Below are 14,972 nucleotides of genomic sequence, written 5' to 3' on the forward strand. Positions count from 1 at the left end.
ATCAGATCGGGTAATGGCCGTGTTCGGTCTCGATGGTGATCCAGCGCAGTTCGGTGAATTCGGCGATGCCGGCCTTGCCGCCAAAGCGGCCATAACCGCTGTCCTTCACGCCGCCGAACGGCATCTGCGCCTCGTCATGCACGGTAGGGCCGTTTATGTGGCACATGCCGGATTCGATGCGTTTGGCCACCTTGAGCGCGCGCGGAATATCGCGGCTGAAGACGGCGGCGGAAAGGCCGTATTCGGTATCGTTCGCGACCCGGATTGCCTCTTCATCTCCGCGCACCCGCACCACGGAGACGACGGGGCCGAAGGATTCCTCGTTATAGATGCGCATGGCGGGGGTCACCCGGTCGAGCACTGCTGCCGTCATGATGGTACCGGTGCGCTCGCCGCCGGCCACCAGCTTCGCCCCTTTGGCCACGGCATCCTTGATCAGCGCTTCCACCCGGTCGGCCGCTTCCGTGCCGACAAGGGAGCCGAGCGGCACATCGCCCTCGCGCGGGTCGCCGGCCTTCAGCGAGGCGGCCTTGATCGCCAGCTTCTGCACGAAGCTGTCGGCAACTGCCTCGTCCACCACCAGCCGCTCGGTGGACATACAAATCTGCCCCTGGTTCATGAAGGCGCTGAAGGCGGCGGCCTTCACCGCTTCTTCAAGGTCCGCATCGTCCAGCACCAGCAGCGGGGCCTTGCCACCCAGCTCCAGCAGGGCGGGCTTCAGATGTTTGGCGGCAACCTGAGCGATGATGCGGCCCACCCGGGTTGAACCGGTGAAGTTAACGCGCCGCACCGCCGGGTGGGCAATCAGCGCCTCCACTACCTGCGGCGCGGCTTCTGGCGCGTTGGTCACCACATTGACAACGCCCTGGCCAAGGCCGGCATCGCGCATCACCTCGCCGATCAGCCGGTGGGTGGCCGGGCAGATTTCAGAGGCTTTCAGCACCACGGTGTTGCCGCAGGCAAGCGGCAGGGCAATGGCGCGCACACCGAGGATGACCGGCGCGTTCCACGGGGCGATGCCCAGCACCACACCGGCCGGCTGGCGCACCGCCATGGCAATGCAGCCCGGCTTGTCGGAAGGGATGACCTCGCCGGCCACCTGTGTCGTCATCGCGGCCGCTTCGCGCAGCATGCCGGCGGCAAGATAGACATTGAAGCCGGCCCAGCCAGCCGTCGCGCCGATCTCGTTCGCCATCGCGGTGATGAAATCCTTGGTGCGGGCCTGCAAGAGGTCCGCCGCCTTCATCAGCCGCGCTCGGCGCTCATTAGGGCCAAGGGCAGACCAGGCGGGAAAAGCCGCGGCGGCGGCATCCGCCGCCTTTCGCGCATCGCTGGTGGTGGCCGCGGCCGCTTCGGTCGCCGGCTCCCCGCTTACCGGGTTGCGGCGCTGGTAGGTCGCCCCCTCGCTGGCGGCGATATCCTCGTCATTGATGAGCAGCTTGGTGGTCAGCATGGCGATTTTCCTCCCGGGGATTTTTTCCGGGGATGTGCCCCGGCTTTTGTGGGAAGCAGTGTAGGGGCAGCAGGCCGTCGGCTGAAAATGGATGAAACTGGCGAAATATTGTATTTTTCTGGTCAGGTTCCCACCGCTGTCTGCGCTGCCGATGTCCGTTTCACCTGCCCTCTCCGGTTCCTCCTCCTCCCGCCGCAATCAGGTGGCGGCAGTGGAGCTGTTGTCTGTCGAGCCGATACAGCCGGCGCTTTCGAGGCGGGAATGGGTGCTGGCCGATCACGGTGCCCGGCGGACTGTCCATGCCGTGCTGCTGACCGGGGGAGAGGGTCGCCTTAAGGGGAGGGATGGGGTGCTGGCCCTTACCGCGCCCGGCCTCGTCTGGTTGCCGGCGGGGGAAGCGGAGCGCTTGCAGGTCGATGCCGCCGGCAGCGGCTATCTGCTGAAGGCGAGCGAAGATCTGCTGATGCGCTGTGTAGCCGACAGTGCTGAAGCTCCCTCCTTGCGCCACCTCGCCGCCCGTACCCTGCTGCTGGAAGGGGAGCGTCTTGCCCCTGCACTTCCCGAGCTGCCCGCTGCCTTCGAAGCCATCCGGCAGGAACTTCGGGCGCTGGAGCCCGGAGCGATGGCCGCCCTTCGGGCCCGGTTTACCCTTCTCCTGCTGCTGCTCTGGCGCCGTGCCGGCCTTGCGGCGGAGACTGAATCGGAGCGGGCTGCCGGCTCTGAAGTAATGGAGCGGTTCGCCCATCTGATCGAGCGGCACTACCGTGAGCACTGGCGGGTCGGCGATTATGCCCGGGCCCTCGGTATTACTACCGACCATCTTCATGCGCTGTGCCAGCGCGAGGCGGCTGCCGGACCGCTGGTGCTGGTGCATAGGCGCCTTGTGGCGGAAGCCTGTTTACGGCTGGTACAGACAGGCCAGCCGGTAGAGCAGATCGCCTACAGTCTCGGCTTTCGCGATGCTGCGTATTTCAACCGCTTTTTCCGCCGCCTGACCGGTTCGGCGCCGGGTGCCTGGCGGCGGCGCCAGCAGGAACTGGCGCCGCAGGAGGCCAGCACCTATGCCGCCTGGCCCTGACGAATCTTCAATGATTTCATTGGTTTTTGCTCCGGTTTCGTTCGCACGGCGCACAGTTGCGCTTTTTGCGTCTTGAGGGCTTGACCGCCGGGGCGGCTGGGCCGCATAGCGGCGGGAGTGCCGGGAATAACCCGGCCAACCGGGAGGCCGTACGCATGGCTTTTTCGTCGCTTGATTCCGCGCTGGTCGGCCCGCTGTTTGTGACGCCGCAGATGGCGGAGGTCTTCAGCGAGCGCACGCAGATCGCCGCCATGCTGCGCATGGAAACGGCGCTTGCCCGCGCCGAGGCTGCACTCGGCATCGTTCCGGCGGAACTCGCTGCGGCACTCGGCGCCATCACCCCGGATCACCTCGATATCGCCGCGCTGGGGCAGGCGACCGGCGTTGCCGGCGTTCCCGTCATCCCCTTCGTCAAGGCGGTGCAGGCCCTGCTGCCGAAGGAACTGGAACCGGCCTTCCATAAAGGCGCCACCACGCAGGATGTGGTCGATACCGCCCTTGCCCTGCAAATGGCCGCCGCCTTCCCGCTGCTGGCGCAGGATCTGGCCGCTACCCTCACCGGGCTTACCGCGCTGGCGGACAGGCACCGCGCCACCGCCTGCGCCGGGCGCACCTATGGCCAGCACGCCGCGCCCGTCAGCTTCGGCTACAAGGCTGCCGTCTGGCTGGCCGGGCTCAGCGATGTCGCGGCCGCGCTGCCGGTGCTCAAATCCCGCGTCTGTGCCGTATCGCTGGGCGGGCCGGTCGGCACGCTTTCCGGCCTTGGTGCCCATGGTGTGGCGGTGATGGAAGCCGTGGCTGCCGATCTTGGCCTTTCTGCCCCCGTCATCACCTGGCACACGCTGCGCGGGCGGGTGGTGGAGGCGGGCTCCTGGCTTAGCCAGCTCATCGGCGCGCTCGCAAAATTTGCCGGCGACGTTGCCCACCTTGCCTCCACCGAAGTGGGGGAGGTGGCGGAACCGTTCATGCCCGGGCGTGGCGGCTCTTCCGCCATGCCGCACAAGCGCAACCCGGTGGGGGCGACCGTCATTCTGGCCGCGCAGGCTGCCGCAAAGGGGCACCTCATCACGCTCTTCGATGCCATGGCGGCCGCGCATGAGCGCCCGGCCGGCCTCTGGCATGGCGAATGGCACGCCCTGCCGCAGCTTTTTGGCCTCGCCTCTGGCGCACTCGCCGAAGCCCGGCGCCTTGCCGAGGGGCTGGTGGTGGATGGGGGGCGCATGCGGCGCAATCTCGATCTGACGCAGGGCCTCCTCTTCACCGACGCCGTTGCCGCCCGTCTGGCCCCCAGCCTTGGGCGCGGCGCCGCCCATCATCGGGTGGAGGAATTTGCCGCTGCCGTGCGCGATACCGGTCGCTCGCTGAAACAGGTGCTGGAGGCAGCCCCCGGCCTGCCACCGGAGCTGACCGGCGAGGCGCTTGCCACCCTGTTTGATCCATCCCCGGCGCTGAAGCGCGCCGAGCCGCTGATTGACCGTGCGCTGGTCGAAGCCCGGCGCGTCGCTCAAGCCCTTCAGGAGTTCTGATCCCATGCCGCTCATCAATGCCGGCGCCGCCACGCTCCATTATGACCTGACCGGCCCGGAAGGCGCGCCGGTCATCCTTTTTTCCAACTCTCTCGGCACCAAGCTCGAGATGTGGGACGGGGTGGTGGCGAAGCTTGCCGGGCGCTGGCGCTGCCTGCGGTACGATACGCGCGGCCATGGCCGCTCCCCGGTGGTGGAAAACGGGGCGGTGGCGACCCATCGCCTTGAAGATCTGGCCGATGATATGGCCGGGCTGTTGAAGGCGCTCGATATTCAAAGTGCGCATATCGCCGGCCTGTCGCTGGGCGGCATGACGGCGCAGGCTTTCGGCGCCCGCCATCCGGCCATGACCCGCACGCTCACCCTGATGGCAACCGGCGCCCGGCTGGAGCCGGTATCCGCCTGGGTGGACAGGGCAGCAAAGGTGCGGGCATCCGGTATGGATTGGCTGGTCGAGCCGACCATGAGCCGCTGGTTTACCCCCAGCTTCCACACCAGCCATCCCGAAGCGGTTGCTGAATGCCGGCGCATTTTTGCCGCCAATAATCCGGCAGGTTATGCTGCCTGCTGCGATGCCATCTCGGTGATGGATCTGCGGGAGAGCAACAAGGCAATTACGGCGCCGACCCTTATCATCGCCGGTGCCAATGATGAAGCAACGCCCCCGGCGCTGAGTGTCGAGATGCAAGGCCGCATTCCGGGCAGCGAGCTCGTCATCCTGAGCGACGCCGCCCATCTGCTGGCAAGCCAGCATCCGGCACTGGTGGCGGAGTATCTCGAAAGCTTCCTGCTGCGCCATGAGCCGCAGCCGGCGCAAAAGCGTGCGGGCGGCCCTAGTTTTGAGGAAGGGCTCGCCAACCGCAAATCGGTGCTGGGGGCAGAGCATGTAGAGCGCTCGCTGGCCAAGGCCGGCGACTTCGCCATGCCGTGGCAGGATTTTATCACCCGCACCGCCTGGGGCGAGATCTGGGGCGATGAAACGCTGCCGCGAAAGACACGCTCCATCATCACCCTTGCCATGATGGTCGCCCTGCACCGGGAGGAGGAGTTCAAGCTCCATGTCCGCCCGGCGCTAAAGAACGGCGTGACCATTTCCGAGCTACAATCGCTCCTCATGCAAACCGCCATCTATGGCGGCGTGCCGGCGGCCAATGCGGCTTTCCGCTGGGTGCGTGAGGTGCTGGGGGACGAGCTGGATTAATCGGCCGGTGGCGGGGCTCAGCCCCCGCCCAGCACCGCCGAAACTTCCTGCGCCGTCGCGCGCAGCGTCTCCAGAATGGGCCCGGTCAGGCGGTCGAGGTCTACACGGCCGGCCTGGGTGCCGATATTCATTGCCGCCACCACCTGCCCGCCGGGGCCGAGAACGGGCACGGCGATGGAGCGCAGGCCAAGCTCCAGCTCCTGATCCATCAGCGCATAACCCTGCTGGCGTACCCTCGTCAGTTCCTCGCGCAGCGAGTCCGGCGTCACGCGGGTAAAGGGCGTGTGCGGCGTGCGGTCCATGTTCGGCAGGCGCCGCTCCATCTCCGCTTCCGGCAGGGCGGCCAGCAGCACCCGGCCCATCGAGGTGTGGAAGGCCGGCAGGCGGGAGCCGACAGAAAGCCCGATGGACATGATGCGCCGCGTGGCCGCACGGGCCACATAGACGATCTCGTCGCCATCCAGAATCGAGAGCGAGCAGCTTTCATTCAGCGTTTCGCTCACCCGCTCGAGGAAGGGTTGGGCAATACGCGGCAGTGGCATGGATGAGAGATAGGAGTAGCCGATGGTCAGCACGCGCGGCGTCAGGCTGAAATAACGCCCGTCATTTTCGGCATAACCCAGCTCCACCAGCGTCAGCAGCGAGCGGCGCACGGTGGCGCGCGTCAGGCCGGTGGCCTTGGCGGCATCGGCCAGTGTCATGCGCGGACGCCCGGCGCCGAAGGCGCGCATCACCGCAAGGCCGCGCGCCAGCGCGGTGACGAAGGTGCCGTCGCCACCCTCGGGTGCCGATACCTCATTATGCACTGATAAGGCTTGGTTTTCTGCCTTTTTTGTCCCCGGCGTTTCCATCTGCGGCCTGTTGTTTTGGTTCGCTATACGAACAACGTATCAGATTTCGAACATTTCTTGACAGCGATATTTCCCGCTTCCATGCTTTTTGCCGAGAAGAGCCGGCCTCTGGCCCCTCCCGTTTTCCGGCTGCCAAGGGCGGCGGGGAGCAGCGGAGACGGGGCGAGGGAAGAGCCGGCGCCCGGCGCGGCCAGTCGGTCCGGCGGGACAAAATATTTCCGGGAGTAAACGGGCCTTGGCAGAGTTTCTGTCCCTTGCCGATGCCGTTGCCGCCAATGTGCGCGACGGTGATCTGGTCGCCATGGAAGGGTTCACCCACCTCATCCCTTACGCCGCCGGCCATGAGGTCATCCGCCAGAAGCGCAAGCATTTGACGCTGGTGCGCATGACGCCGGACATCATCTATGACCAGTTGATCGGCGTCGGCGCGGTCGACAAGCTGATCTTCTCCTGGGGCGGCAATCCGGGCGTCGGCTCCCTCCACCGCATGCGCGATGCGGTGGAGAAGGGCTGGCCGGTGCCGCTGGCGGTGGAAGAACATTCCCACGCCGCCATGGCCAACGCCTACGAGGCCGGCGCCGCCAACCTGCCTTTTGCCGTGCTGCGCGGTTACAAGGGCGTCGACCTGCCGAAGGTCAATCCCAACATCCGCTCCGTTACCTGCCCCTATACCGGTGAAGTGCTGGCAACCGTTCCCGCCATCCGGCCGGATGTCACCATCATCCATGCCCAACGGGCGGACCGGCGCGGCAATGTGCTGCTGGAAGGTATCGTCGGCGTGCAGAAGGAAGCGGTGCTGGCGGCCAAGCGCTCCATCGTCACGGTGGAGGAGATCGTGGACGATCTCGCTGCCCCCAGCCCCAATTCGGTGGTGCTGCCTTCCTGGACGGTAGGCGCCATCGCGGCTGTGCCGGGCGGGGCCTATCCGTCCTACGCCCATGGCTACTATCCGCGCGCCAATGATTTCTACAAGGCGTGGGATGCCATTGCCCGCGAGCGGGACAGCTTCAATGCCTGGATCGAGGAAAACGTCATGGCCCGAACGGCGGACGATTTTGCGGTCCATGCCAGCCGCGCTGCGTAAGGAAGGCAAGCCATGAGCGATTATACGCCCACCGAGATCATGACCGTGGTCGCGGCCCGTGCCCTCAGCAGCAAGGATGTCTGCTTCGTCGGCATCGGCGCGCCGTCGGCCGCTTGCAACCTTGCCCGCCTCACCCATGCGCCGGGCATTACCCTTATCTATGAATCCGGCACCATCGATACCAAACCCGAGGTGTTGCCGCTGTCCATCGGCGATGGCGAGCTGTGCGAAACGGCGCTTACCACCGTGTCGGTGCCGGAGATGTTCCGCTACTGGCTGCAGGGCGGGCGCATCACCGTCGGTTTCCTCGGCGGTGCGCAGATCGACCGCTTCGCCAACCTCAATACCACCGTGGTCGGGCCTTACGATCATCCGAAGGTGCGCCTGCCGGGCGGCGGCGGGGCGCCGGAAATCGCCACCAATTGCGGCGAGATTTTTATCACCATGGCGCTCTCCCCGCGCGCCTTTGTGGAAAAGCTGCCCTTCATCACCTCGCTTGGTCACGGCACCGGCCCCGGCAGCCGCGCGGCGCTGGGCGTGACGACAAAGGGGCCGACCCGCGTCATTACCGACATGTGCGTGATGGAGCCGGACCCGGAGAGCCGCGAGCTCACCGTTGTTTCCCTGCATCCGGGCGTCACGGCCGATCAGGTGAAGGAAGCCTGCGGCTGGCCGCTCAAATTTGCTGCCGATCTCAAGGAAACACCGGCCCCGACGGCTGAAGAGATCAAGGTTCTGCGCGAGCTGCAGGAGCGCACGCGCCTCAAGCATGGCGGCAAGCAGGGAGAAGCAGCATGAGCGAGGCTTTTGTCTGCGACTTCGTGCGCACGCCGGTTGGCCGTTTTGGCGGCGCGCTCGCGCGCCTTCGCACCGACGATATGGCTGCCGCGCCGCTGGCCGAGTTGCTGAAGCGCCACCCGTTTCTGGCTCAGGGCACCGAGGAGGTTTATTTCGGCTGCGCCAACCAGGCCGGCGAGGATAACCGCAACGTTGCCCGCATGGCCCTGCTGCTTGCCGGCCTGCCGGAGACGGTGCCGGGCGTAACCCTCAACCGCCTCTGCGCTTCCGGTCTTGATGCCGTGGCGGCTGCCGCCCGTGCCGTGCGCGCCGGGGAGAGCGAGCTGGTAATTGCCGGCGGTGTTGAATCCATGAGCCGGGCGCCTTTCGTCATGGGTAAGGCCGAAGGGGCCTTCCAGCGCTCGGCTGAACTTTATGACACCACCATCGGCTGGCGTTTCGTCAATCCGGCGATGAAGGCGGCCTACGGCGTCGATTCCATGCCGGAGACGGGCGAGAATGTCGCGACCGATTTTGGCGTGAGCCGCGCCGATCAAGACGCTTTTGCCGTGCGCTCCCAGCAGCGCGCCGCGGCGGCGGAAGCTGCCGGCGTGCTGGCTGCCGATATCGTGCCGGTCTCCGTGCCCGGCACGGGCAAGGCCGGGCCGGTACTGGTCAGCAAGGATGAGGGCTTGCGCCCCGACACCAGCCTTGAAGGGCTGGCGAAGCTGAAGCCCGTCGTGCGGCCGGATGGCACGGTGACGGCGGGCAACGCCTCCAGCATCAATGACGGTGCAGCGGCGATGATCATCGCCAGCGAAGCGGCGGTGAAGAAATGTGGCCTGACGCCGCGCGCGCGTATTCTGGGCGCGGCCTCAGGCGGCGTGCTGCCGCGGGTGATGGGCATGGGCCCGGTGCCGGCGGTGCAGAAGCTCTGTGCCCGCCTTGGCATCACGCCGGCGGATTTCGACGTAATCGAACTGAACGAGGCTTTCGCCTCGCAGGCGATTGCGGTGCTGCGCGAGCTTGGCATTGCCGAGGATGCGGAGCATGTGAACCCCAATGGCGGGGCGATTGCCATCGGCCATCCGCTCGGCATGTCCGGCGCGCGCATTCTGGGCGCCGCCGTGCAGGAGCTGTGGCGCCGGGGCGGCCGCTACGGGCTCGCCACCATGTGTGTCGGCGTCGGCCAGGGCATGGCCGTGGCGCTGGAACGGGTGGCCTGAGGAACAAGGGGCGGCCGGCTGGTGCCGCTCAAAAAAGCAACAAGGCCCTGAGGCCGGCAACAAGACCGGCAGGCCGAATGCGATGTTGGAGGAAACCGAGTTATGAGCCGCATTTACCCGATTGGCAGCCTGGCGGCGCACCCGCCGTCGCTGTCCCCCGGTTACAAGAGCACGGTGCTGCGCACCCCCAGCCGGCCGCTCATCCGTATTCCGCAGACGATGTCGGAGTTGAGCGGCCCGGTCTTCGGCCATGAGAGTGTCGGCGAGAAGGACAATGACCTGACGCTGCAGCATGCCGGCGAACCGCTGGGCGAGCGCATCATCGTCAGCGGCCGGGTCATGGATGAAGATGGCCGTCCGATCCCCAATACGCTGATCGAGGTCTGGCAGGCCAATGCCGCCGGCCGCTACGTCCATGTCGTGGACCAGCACCCGGCCCCGCTCGATCCCAATTTCTCCGGTGCCGGTCGCACGGTGACGGATGAAAACGGCTTTTACCGGTTCGTCACCGTCAAGCCGGGTGCCTATCCCTGGCGCAACCACCACAATGCCTGGCGCCCTGCCCATATCCATCTGTCGCTGTTCGGGCCGAGCTTCCTTACCCGCCTAATCACGCAGATGTATTTCCCGGGTGATCCGCTCTTTGCCTTCGACCCCATCTTCAACTCGATCACCGACGAAAAGGCGCGTGTTCGCCTGATCTCGAAGTTCGACCTGGCAACGACCGAGCCGGAATGGGCGCTCGGTTACAAGTTCGACATCGTGCTGCGCGGCCGCGAGCAGACGCCGTTCGAGGATCCGCATCATGACTGAGACCGCCACCCGCCCCGAGGGCATCACTCCGTCGCAAACGGTGGGGCCGTTCTTCGCCTATGCGCTTACCCCGCATGCTTATGATTTTCCCGAGCTGGTGACCGGCAACCTGCTGGCCGGTCCGGATGCGGGCGAGGTAAGCGGCGAGCGCATTACCATCACCGGGCGCCTGTTCGATGCAGAAGGCAACGTCATCCCCGATGCCATGATCGAGATCTGGCAGGCCGATGGCGAAGGGCGTTTTGCCGGCCATGATGCGGCGCTTTCCAATAGCGCCTTCCGCGGCTTCGGCCGGGTGGAGTGCGAAAAGGACGGGCGCTTTACCTTCACCACCGTCAAACCCGGCCCGCTGCCGGGGCCGGATGGCGGGCGCCAGGCGCCGCACGTCAATATCGGCCTCTTCGCCCGTGGCCTTTTGAACCGGCTCTTCACCCGCTTTTATTTCAGCGACGATGCCGCCGCCCATGGCGGGGACCCGGTGCTGGCGCTGGTGCCGGCTGACCAGCGCGCCACCCTCATCGCCACCCGTGGCAGTGACGGCGGCAAGACGGTTTACAATCTCGATATCCATCTCGGCGGCGGCGCCGAGACGGTGTTCTTCGAGGCGTGAGGCGAGACCTGCATCCGTTGACGGCAAAAAGGGGGACGGTTTCGTTCCCCTTTTTTATTGGCCTGCGGCAACGCCGCAGGCTGAGGCGAGGCGGATAAGGTTTGACAGCCGGAATGAGCCGTCTCATATTTTTTGTACATCAAGGTACAAAAAATAAACACAAGGGCAGGGAACAGGGAGACGGTCTTCCAGGATGTCGGACGCAGGCCCCATTGAGCGGGACCGTCCGGCCGGAAGACCACCCGGACGCTGGCATGGGCACATCGGAAAAACCCGAAGAACTGCGGCAGGCCACTGCCGTTGAACTCGCGCCTCGCGCCGGGCGCGGCCGGCGTCGGCATGACGATAATGTGGATGCCGAAGCGATATCGGCAGCGACGCGTGCCGATATCCTGCAGGTCGCTGAGGAGGAATTCGCGGCCCACGGCTATGACCGGGCGAACATTGTCGAGATTGCCCGGCGAACCCGCACCAGCAAGCGGATGATCTATTATTATTTCGAGAGCAAGCACGGCCTCTACAAGGCGGTGTTGAAGGGGGCCTACGCCTCCCTGCGGCAAGAAGGGGCCTTTGAGAACAAGGCCGGTCTGCCTCCGGTCGAGGCGCTACGCAAATATGCCGAAGCCATCTTCGACAGCCATCTGCGGCACCCCCGGCTCGTCCGGCTGTCGCTCTATGAAAATATCGGCCGGGCGGAAACGCTTAATGAGCTGCGCGATGCAATCGGCGACTACCCAAGCAATCTCGAGCCGCTGGAGGGCATTCTGGCTGCCGGAGAGGCTGACGGTTCCATCCGCCCGGGGCTGCGCCGGATGGACCTCTACCTGATGGCCACGGGCCTCAGCTTCCACACCATCTCAAACGCCCATTCCATCAAGTCCATCTTCGACCATGACATGCTGGCGGAAGAGGAGTCGCGAGCGCGTCGGCGGATGATCGGCGACATGATCTGCCGTTATGCGGCAACTCCGAAATGGCTGGCCGATCATGACGGGTGACGTCTGGAGGCACCTGTCATGATGACCTTGCGCCAGATCGAGGTCGTGCGCGCCATCATGGTTGCCGGCAGCATTGCCGGGGCCGCGCGGCTGCTCAACGTGGCGCAGCCGGGTGTCAGCCGCACGATGAAGCATCTGGATTCCACACTCGGCTTTCATCTCTTCGTGCGGCAGAACGGCCGCTACGTACCCTCTCCTGAGGCGCGGCGGGTGTTTGACCAGCTGCAGGAGATGCACAAGAAACTCGAGGACCTTCAATTTTCGATCGGGCAGCTAAACCGCGGCAAGGATGTCGAATGGTCCCTGGCCTCGGTTCCCAGCATCGCGAATGTCATGGTTCCGCGTGCCATTGCCGGCTTACGGGCTCGCTATCCTGATCTCGTGGTCGATTTTGACATCATCAAGCTTGAGGATGCGATCGACTATCTGCTGCTGGAGCGGGGTGAGCTGGCGGTCATGAGCTACCGGCTGGAGCATCCAGCGCTTACCTTCGAGCCACTGGCCATCGGGCATCTCGTTTGTATCTGCGCGCCCGATCATCCGCTTGCCGGGCTCGGTGAGGTGACTGTTGCGCAGATCGCAGCCTTCCCCCTCATCGGCATTGATCCCAATGACCCCTACGGCGGCATCATGGCCGGCCTGTTTCAGCGGGCAGGTCTTTCCTATGACATCTCGATCCGCGCTCGCTTCGGCACAACCGTCTGCGCATTGGTCAAACAGAACCTCGGTGTCGCCGTCATAGACATCTTTACGGTTGCCGACCGGCAGAACAGCGGGCTTGCCATCCTTCCGATCCGGGAGCCCACCGTCTTTCAGACCTATGTGGGCATGCGCAAGGATGCCGAACTTTCCAGCTATGCGGAAACTTTCGTCCGGCAATTGCGCCAGACCATGACGGCGACACTTGCGGCCGGAACCCCAGGTTCAGGGGCGAAAAGGGGGCATGTATAACATGATGATATGCCCCCTTGAGCCCTTGGTATTTGATTTTCCTCTCTTGCGGCCAGAAGCTGACCAAAAGGGAGGTGAAGTTGATTTCCGTTAGATTTTCGAATTTGCGTGGGTGTTGGAAGATATTTTGTGCAAAATCTGATCGATTTTGGCGAATGGTTTTGGTTCGTGGCGGGTGCTTTTACTTTAAAAATTCAAAATTAATTTTTTTTAATTTTGAATTTTGGTGTGAAATATCGCTGCATCGATTTGGCTTGGTGACCCCGAATAATCTGGCCGGGGAGCTGTGCTGAAATGGCCATCTCTCTTTCTGGCGAAACCCGGCTGTTTCCTGTGGTGGGTGATCCCATCGCCCAGGTGAAGTCACCCGCCCTGCTATCTGCCCTGATGGCGGACAGAGCGCGGGATGCGATCGTACCGCCGGTACATGTCGCTCCTGCTGATCTCGCACCGGTCATCGGCGCATTCGGAATGCTCCGGAATCTCGACGGTGTTTTGGTTACCGTTCCGCACAAGATAGCGGCCTTTTCCTTGTGTTCCCGGGTAACGGACCGCGCCAGGTTTGCCGGGTCGGTCAACGTTATGCGCAAGGCGGCGGGAGGCTGGCTTGGCGACAACACCGACGGTCAGGGATTCGTCAACGGCATCGAGCTGGCCGGGCAGTCGGTGGCCGATAAAAAAGTGCTTCTGGTCGGGTGCGGCGGTGCCGGTTCCGCCATTGCGCTCGAATTCATGATAGGCGGCGCCGCGCAGCTTGCCCTTCACGATATCGATCAGGCCCGGCGCGACCGGGTGATCGACGCCCTTTCCTGGCGCTTTCCCGGCAAGGTCGTAACCGGCGGCACTGACCCCTCGGGTTTCGACATCATCGCCAATGCAACGCCCATGGGCATGCAGCCGGGCGACCCATTGCCTGTCGATGTGGCCGGTCTGTCATCCGGCCAGTTTGTCGCCTGCGTGATTACCAAGCCGGAAAATTCTCCGCTCGTTGAGGCAGCCCGGCAGCGTGGCTGCCGGACGATGAACGGGCTCGGGATGTTCATGGCGCAGGCCGACATCCTCGCGGATTTTCTGCTCTTCTCTGACAAAACGGCCCGGGAGGACTGACAGAAGAGAGGAGTGTCTCCAGCTGAAAAATCGGGGCGATGGTGCTTGGGAGACGGCGCCTCAAATCGGCCCGGCTAACAGGGAGGGAATGATGAAACTGGTAAAACTGCTGGCCATTTCTGCTACGGCAATGGCGATTGCGGGTGCGGCGCATGCGGCCGATACAGTCAAGGTCGGCATGATCGCCGAACTGTCCGGTCCCGGTGCCCCGTCCGGTACCAACTGGCGGGACGGAACGCGTCTTGCCACCGAAGAAATCAATGCGGATGGCGGCATTCTCGGCAAGCAGGTCGAGGTCAGCGAATTTGATACCCAGACCGACCCGCAGACCTCGCGCGCCCTTGTCCAGAAAGCCATCGACGATGGCGCCTATGCCATCTGGGGGACGGTCTATTCCGGTTCAACGATGGTCAACATGCTGGTCGCCCAGCAGAACAGTGTGCCGCAATTCGTCGGTTCCGAAGCCCCGGCCATCGTGCAGAAGGGCAACCCTTTCGTCTTCCGCACCTCTTCCGGCGCACAGAAGGGTATTCCCGACCTCACCTCCTATTTCAAGCGCACGCTTGATGCCAAGACGGTCGGCATTGCCTGGGTCAATAATGAGTTCGGCAAGGGCGGCCATGATGTCTTTGCCGCGCAAATGGAAAAGCTGGGCATCAAGGTCGTGGCAGATGTCGCCTCCGAGCAGGGCCAGACCGACTATGCTGCCGACGTCTCCAAGCTCAAGGAAGCCGCTCCGGCGGCCATCTTCGTCTACATGAACCAGGAAGAATCCGCGCGTTTCCTGATTGAGGCGAAAAAGCAGGGCCTGACCATGCCGCTGATCGGCGAGGTTACCCTGACCGAGGCCAAGGTGGTTGAGCTGGCCGGTGATGCTGCCGAAGGCGCTATCGCCCATGTCGGCCTGACCGCCAGCGCCACCAGTGTGCCGGGTATCGCCGAGTTCGTGACGAAGTTCGAGGCCAAGTTCAATCGCCACCCGACACATGATGCCATCAAGGGTTATATCGGGGCCTGGGCGACGAAATACGTCACCGAAATGGTCGGCAAGTTTGACGGGGAGGCGTTCTCCAACGTCATGCACGGGCTCTGCCTCGATGCGAAAAGCTATCCGCACATGCTTCTCGACACCTGCTGGGATGAGCATGGCGAGATGTCCCGCCCGAGCTTCATGGTTCAGGTGACGGGCGGCAAGGCGGAAGTGATCGGGATCGTCAACTCGAACTGATCCGGGCCCTTCGTTGCAGCGGCGGCTCCCCTGCGAGCCGCCGCTGTGCTCCCGCTACTCGAGAGCAGA

The 14,972-nt window shown here is 64.3% G+C and carries 14 protein-coding genes; 12 read left to right on the forward strand and 2 right to left on the reverse strand.

The window, feature by feature from the left end:
• Position 1 precedes the first annotated feature (1 nt).
• Positions 2–1,453 carry an aldehyde dehydrogenase gene (locus tag QTL98_RS03125; RefSeq protein ID WP_445680770.1) on the reverse strand — a complete coding sequence of 484 codons (1,452 nt, stop codon included), beginning with the start codon at positions 1,451–1,453 and terminating at the stop codon, positions 2–4.
• A 151-nt stretch (positions 1,454–1,604) separates the two neighbouring features.
• Here QTL98_RS03125 and QTL98_RS03130 point away from each other — a divergent pair, with 151 nt between their 5' ends.
• The 3 genes from QTL98_RS03130 (at position 1,605) to pcaDC (ending at position 5,258) form a co-directional block, all read left to right on the forward strand.
• Positions 1,605–2,531 (forward strand): helix-turn-helix domain-containing protein, encoded by a 927-nt coding sequence (locus QTL98_RS03130; protein ID WP_445680771.1) that lies wholly within the window; start codon positions 1,605–1,607, stop codon positions 2,529–2,531.
• A gap of 155 nt (positions 2,532–2,686) precedes the next feature.
• Positions 2,687–4,057, forward strand: a complete 1,371-nt coding sequence (locus tag QTL98_RS03135; RefSeq protein ID WP_445680772.1) for a class-II fumarase/aspartase family protein — start codon at positions 2,687–2,689, stop codon at positions 4,055–4,057.
• Between the two features lie 4 nt (positions 4,058–4,061).
• Positions 4,062–5,258, forward strand: a complete 1,197-nt coding sequence (gene pcaDC / locus QTL98_RS03140) for a bifunctional 3-oxoadipate enol-lactonase/4-carboxymuconolactone decarboxylase PcaDC (protein WP_445680773.1) — start codon at positions 4,062–4,064, stop codon at positions 5,256–5,258.
• A 17-nt stretch (positions 5,259–5,275) separates the two neighbouring features.
• Here pcaDC and QTL98_RS03145 read toward each other — a convergent pair whose 3' ends face one another.
• Positions 5,276–5,989, reverse strand: coding sequence for an IclR family transcriptional regulator domain-containing protein (locus tag QTL98_RS03145; protein ID WP_445682076.1), 714 nt, complete (start codon positions 5,987–5,989; stop codon positions 5,276–5,278).
• 355 nt (positions 5,990–6,344) lie between these two features.
• Between QTL98_RS03145 and QTL98_RS03150 the strand changes: the two genes are divergently transcribed.
• The 9 genes from QTL98_RS03150 (at position 6,345) to QTL98_RS03190 (ending at position 14,903) form a co-directional block, all read left to right on the forward strand.
• A complete protein-coding gene (locus tag QTL98_RS03150; protein ID WP_445680774.1) occupies positions 6,345–7,193 on the forward strand; it encodes a CoA transferase subunit A in 849 nt (282 codons plus the stop codon).
• Between the two features lie 12 nt (positions 7,194–7,205).
• Positions 7,206–7,991, forward strand: coding sequence for a CoA-transferase subunit beta (locus QTL98_RS03155; protein ID WP_445680775.1), 786 nt, complete (start codon positions 7,206–7,208; stop codon positions 7,989–7,991).
• Complete coding sequence (pcaF, locus tag QTL98_RS03160; protein ID WP_445680776.1) at positions 7,988–9,196, forward strand: 3-oxoadipyl-CoA thiolase; 1,209 nt, start codon at positions 7,988–7,990, stop codon at positions 9,194–9,196. The genes QTL98_RS03155 and pcaF overlap by 4 nt, the downstream gene beginning before the upstream one ends.
• Before the next feature lie 102 nt (positions 9,197–9,298).
• Complete coding sequence (gene pcaH, locus QTL98_RS03165) at positions 9,299–10,009, forward strand: protocatechuate 3,4-dioxygenase subunit beta (protein ID WP_445680777.1); 711 nt, start codon at positions 9,299–9,301, stop codon at positions 10,007–10,009.
• Positions 10,002–10,619: a protocatechuate 3,4-dioxygenase subunit alpha gene (gene pcaG / locus QTL98_RS03170; RefSeq protein WP_445680778.1), complete on the forward strand. Its 618-nt coding sequence runs from the start codon at positions 10,002–10,004 to the stop codon at positions 10,617–10,619. Before pcaH ends, pcaG begins: the two co-directional genes overlap by 8 nt.
• Positions 10,620–10,831: 212 nt before the next feature.
• On the forward strand, positions 10,832–11,617 hold the full coding sequence (locus tag QTL98_RS03175) for a TetR family transcriptional regulator (RefSeq protein WP_445680779.1): 786 nt from the start codon (positions 10,832–10,834) through the stop codon (positions 11,615–11,617).
• Positions 11,618–11,635: 18 nt separating this feature from the next.
• Positions 11,636–12,568, forward strand: coding sequence for a LysR family transcriptional regulator (locus QTL98_RS03180; RefSeq protein ID WP_445680780.1), 933 nt, complete (start codon positions 11,636–11,638; stop codon positions 12,566–12,568).
• A gap of 294 nt (positions 12,569–12,862) precedes the next feature.
• Positions 12,863–13,675 carry a shikimate dehydrogenase family protein gene (locus tag QTL98_RS03185; protein ID WP_445680781.1) on the forward strand — a complete coding sequence of 271 codons (813 nt, stop codon included), beginning with the start codon at positions 12,863–12,865 and terminating at the stop codon, positions 13,673–13,675.
• 91 nt (positions 13,676–13,766) lie between these two features.
• Positions 13,767–14,903: an ABC transporter substrate-binding protein gene (locus QTL98_RS03190; RefSeq protein ID WP_445680782.1), complete on the forward strand. Its 1,137-nt coding sequence runs from the start codon at positions 13,767–13,769 to the stop codon at positions 14,901–14,903.
• Positions 14,904–14,972: the final 69 nt, after the last annotated feature.

The organism is Radicibacter daui, assembly GCA_030657355.1.
In the GTDB taxonomy this organism is placed as follows: domain Bacteria; phylum Pseudomonadota; class Alphaproteobacteria; order Radicibacterales; family Radicibacteraceae; genus Radicibacter; species Radicibacter daui.

Excerpts from the sequence above, each read along its gene's own strand:
- QTL98_RS03180 (WP_445680780.1), top strand. The coding sequence starts at position 11,636 with ATGATGACCTTGCGCCAGATCGAGGTCGTGCGCGCCATCATGGTTGCC.
- pcaDC (WP_445680773.1), top strand. The coding sequence starts at position 4,062 with ATGCCGCTCATCAATGCCGGCGCCGCCACGCTCCATTATGACCTGACC.
- pcaG (WP_445680778.1), top strand. The coding sequence starts at position 10,002 with ATGACTGAGACCGCCACCCGCCCCGAGGGCATCACTCCGTCGCAAACG.
- pcaF (WP_445680776.1), top strand. The coding sequence starts at position 7,988 with ATGAGCGAGGCTTTTGTCTGCGACTTCGTGCGCACGCCGGTTGGCCGT.
- QTL98_RS03155 (WP_445680775.1), top strand. The coding sequence starts at position 7,206 with ATGAGCGATTATACGCCCACCGAGATCATGACCGTGGTCGCGGCCCGT.
- QTL98_RS03145 (WP_445682076.1), bottom strand. The coding sequence starts at position 5,989 with ATGCGCGCCTTCGGCGCCGGGCGTCCGCGCATGACACTGGCCGATGCC.
- QTL98_RS03190 (WP_445680782.1), top strand. The coding sequence starts at position 13,767 with ATGAAACTGGTAAAACTGCTGGCCATTTCTGCTACGGCAATGGCGATT.
- QTL98_RS03135 (WP_445680772.1), top strand. The coding sequence starts at position 2,687 with ATGGCTTTTTCGTCGCTTGATTCCGCGCTGGTCGGCCCGCTGTTTGTG.
- pcaH (WP_445680777.1), top strand. The coding sequence starts at position 9,299 with ATGAGCCGCATTTACCCGATTGGCAGCCTGGCGGCGCACCCGCCGTCG.
- QTL98_RS03130 (WP_445680771.1), top strand. The coding sequence starts at position 1,605 with ATGTCCGTTTCACCTGCCCTCTCCGGTTCCTCCTCCTCCCGCCGCAAT.
- QTL98_RS03125 (WP_445680770.1), bottom strand. The coding sequence starts at position 1,453 with ATGCTGACCACCAAGCTGCTCATCAATGACGAGGATATCGCCGCCAGC.
- QTL98_RS03185 (WP_445680781.1), top strand. The coding sequence starts at position 12,863 with ATGGCCATCTCTCTTTCTGGCGAAACCCGGCTGTTTCCTGTGGTGGGT.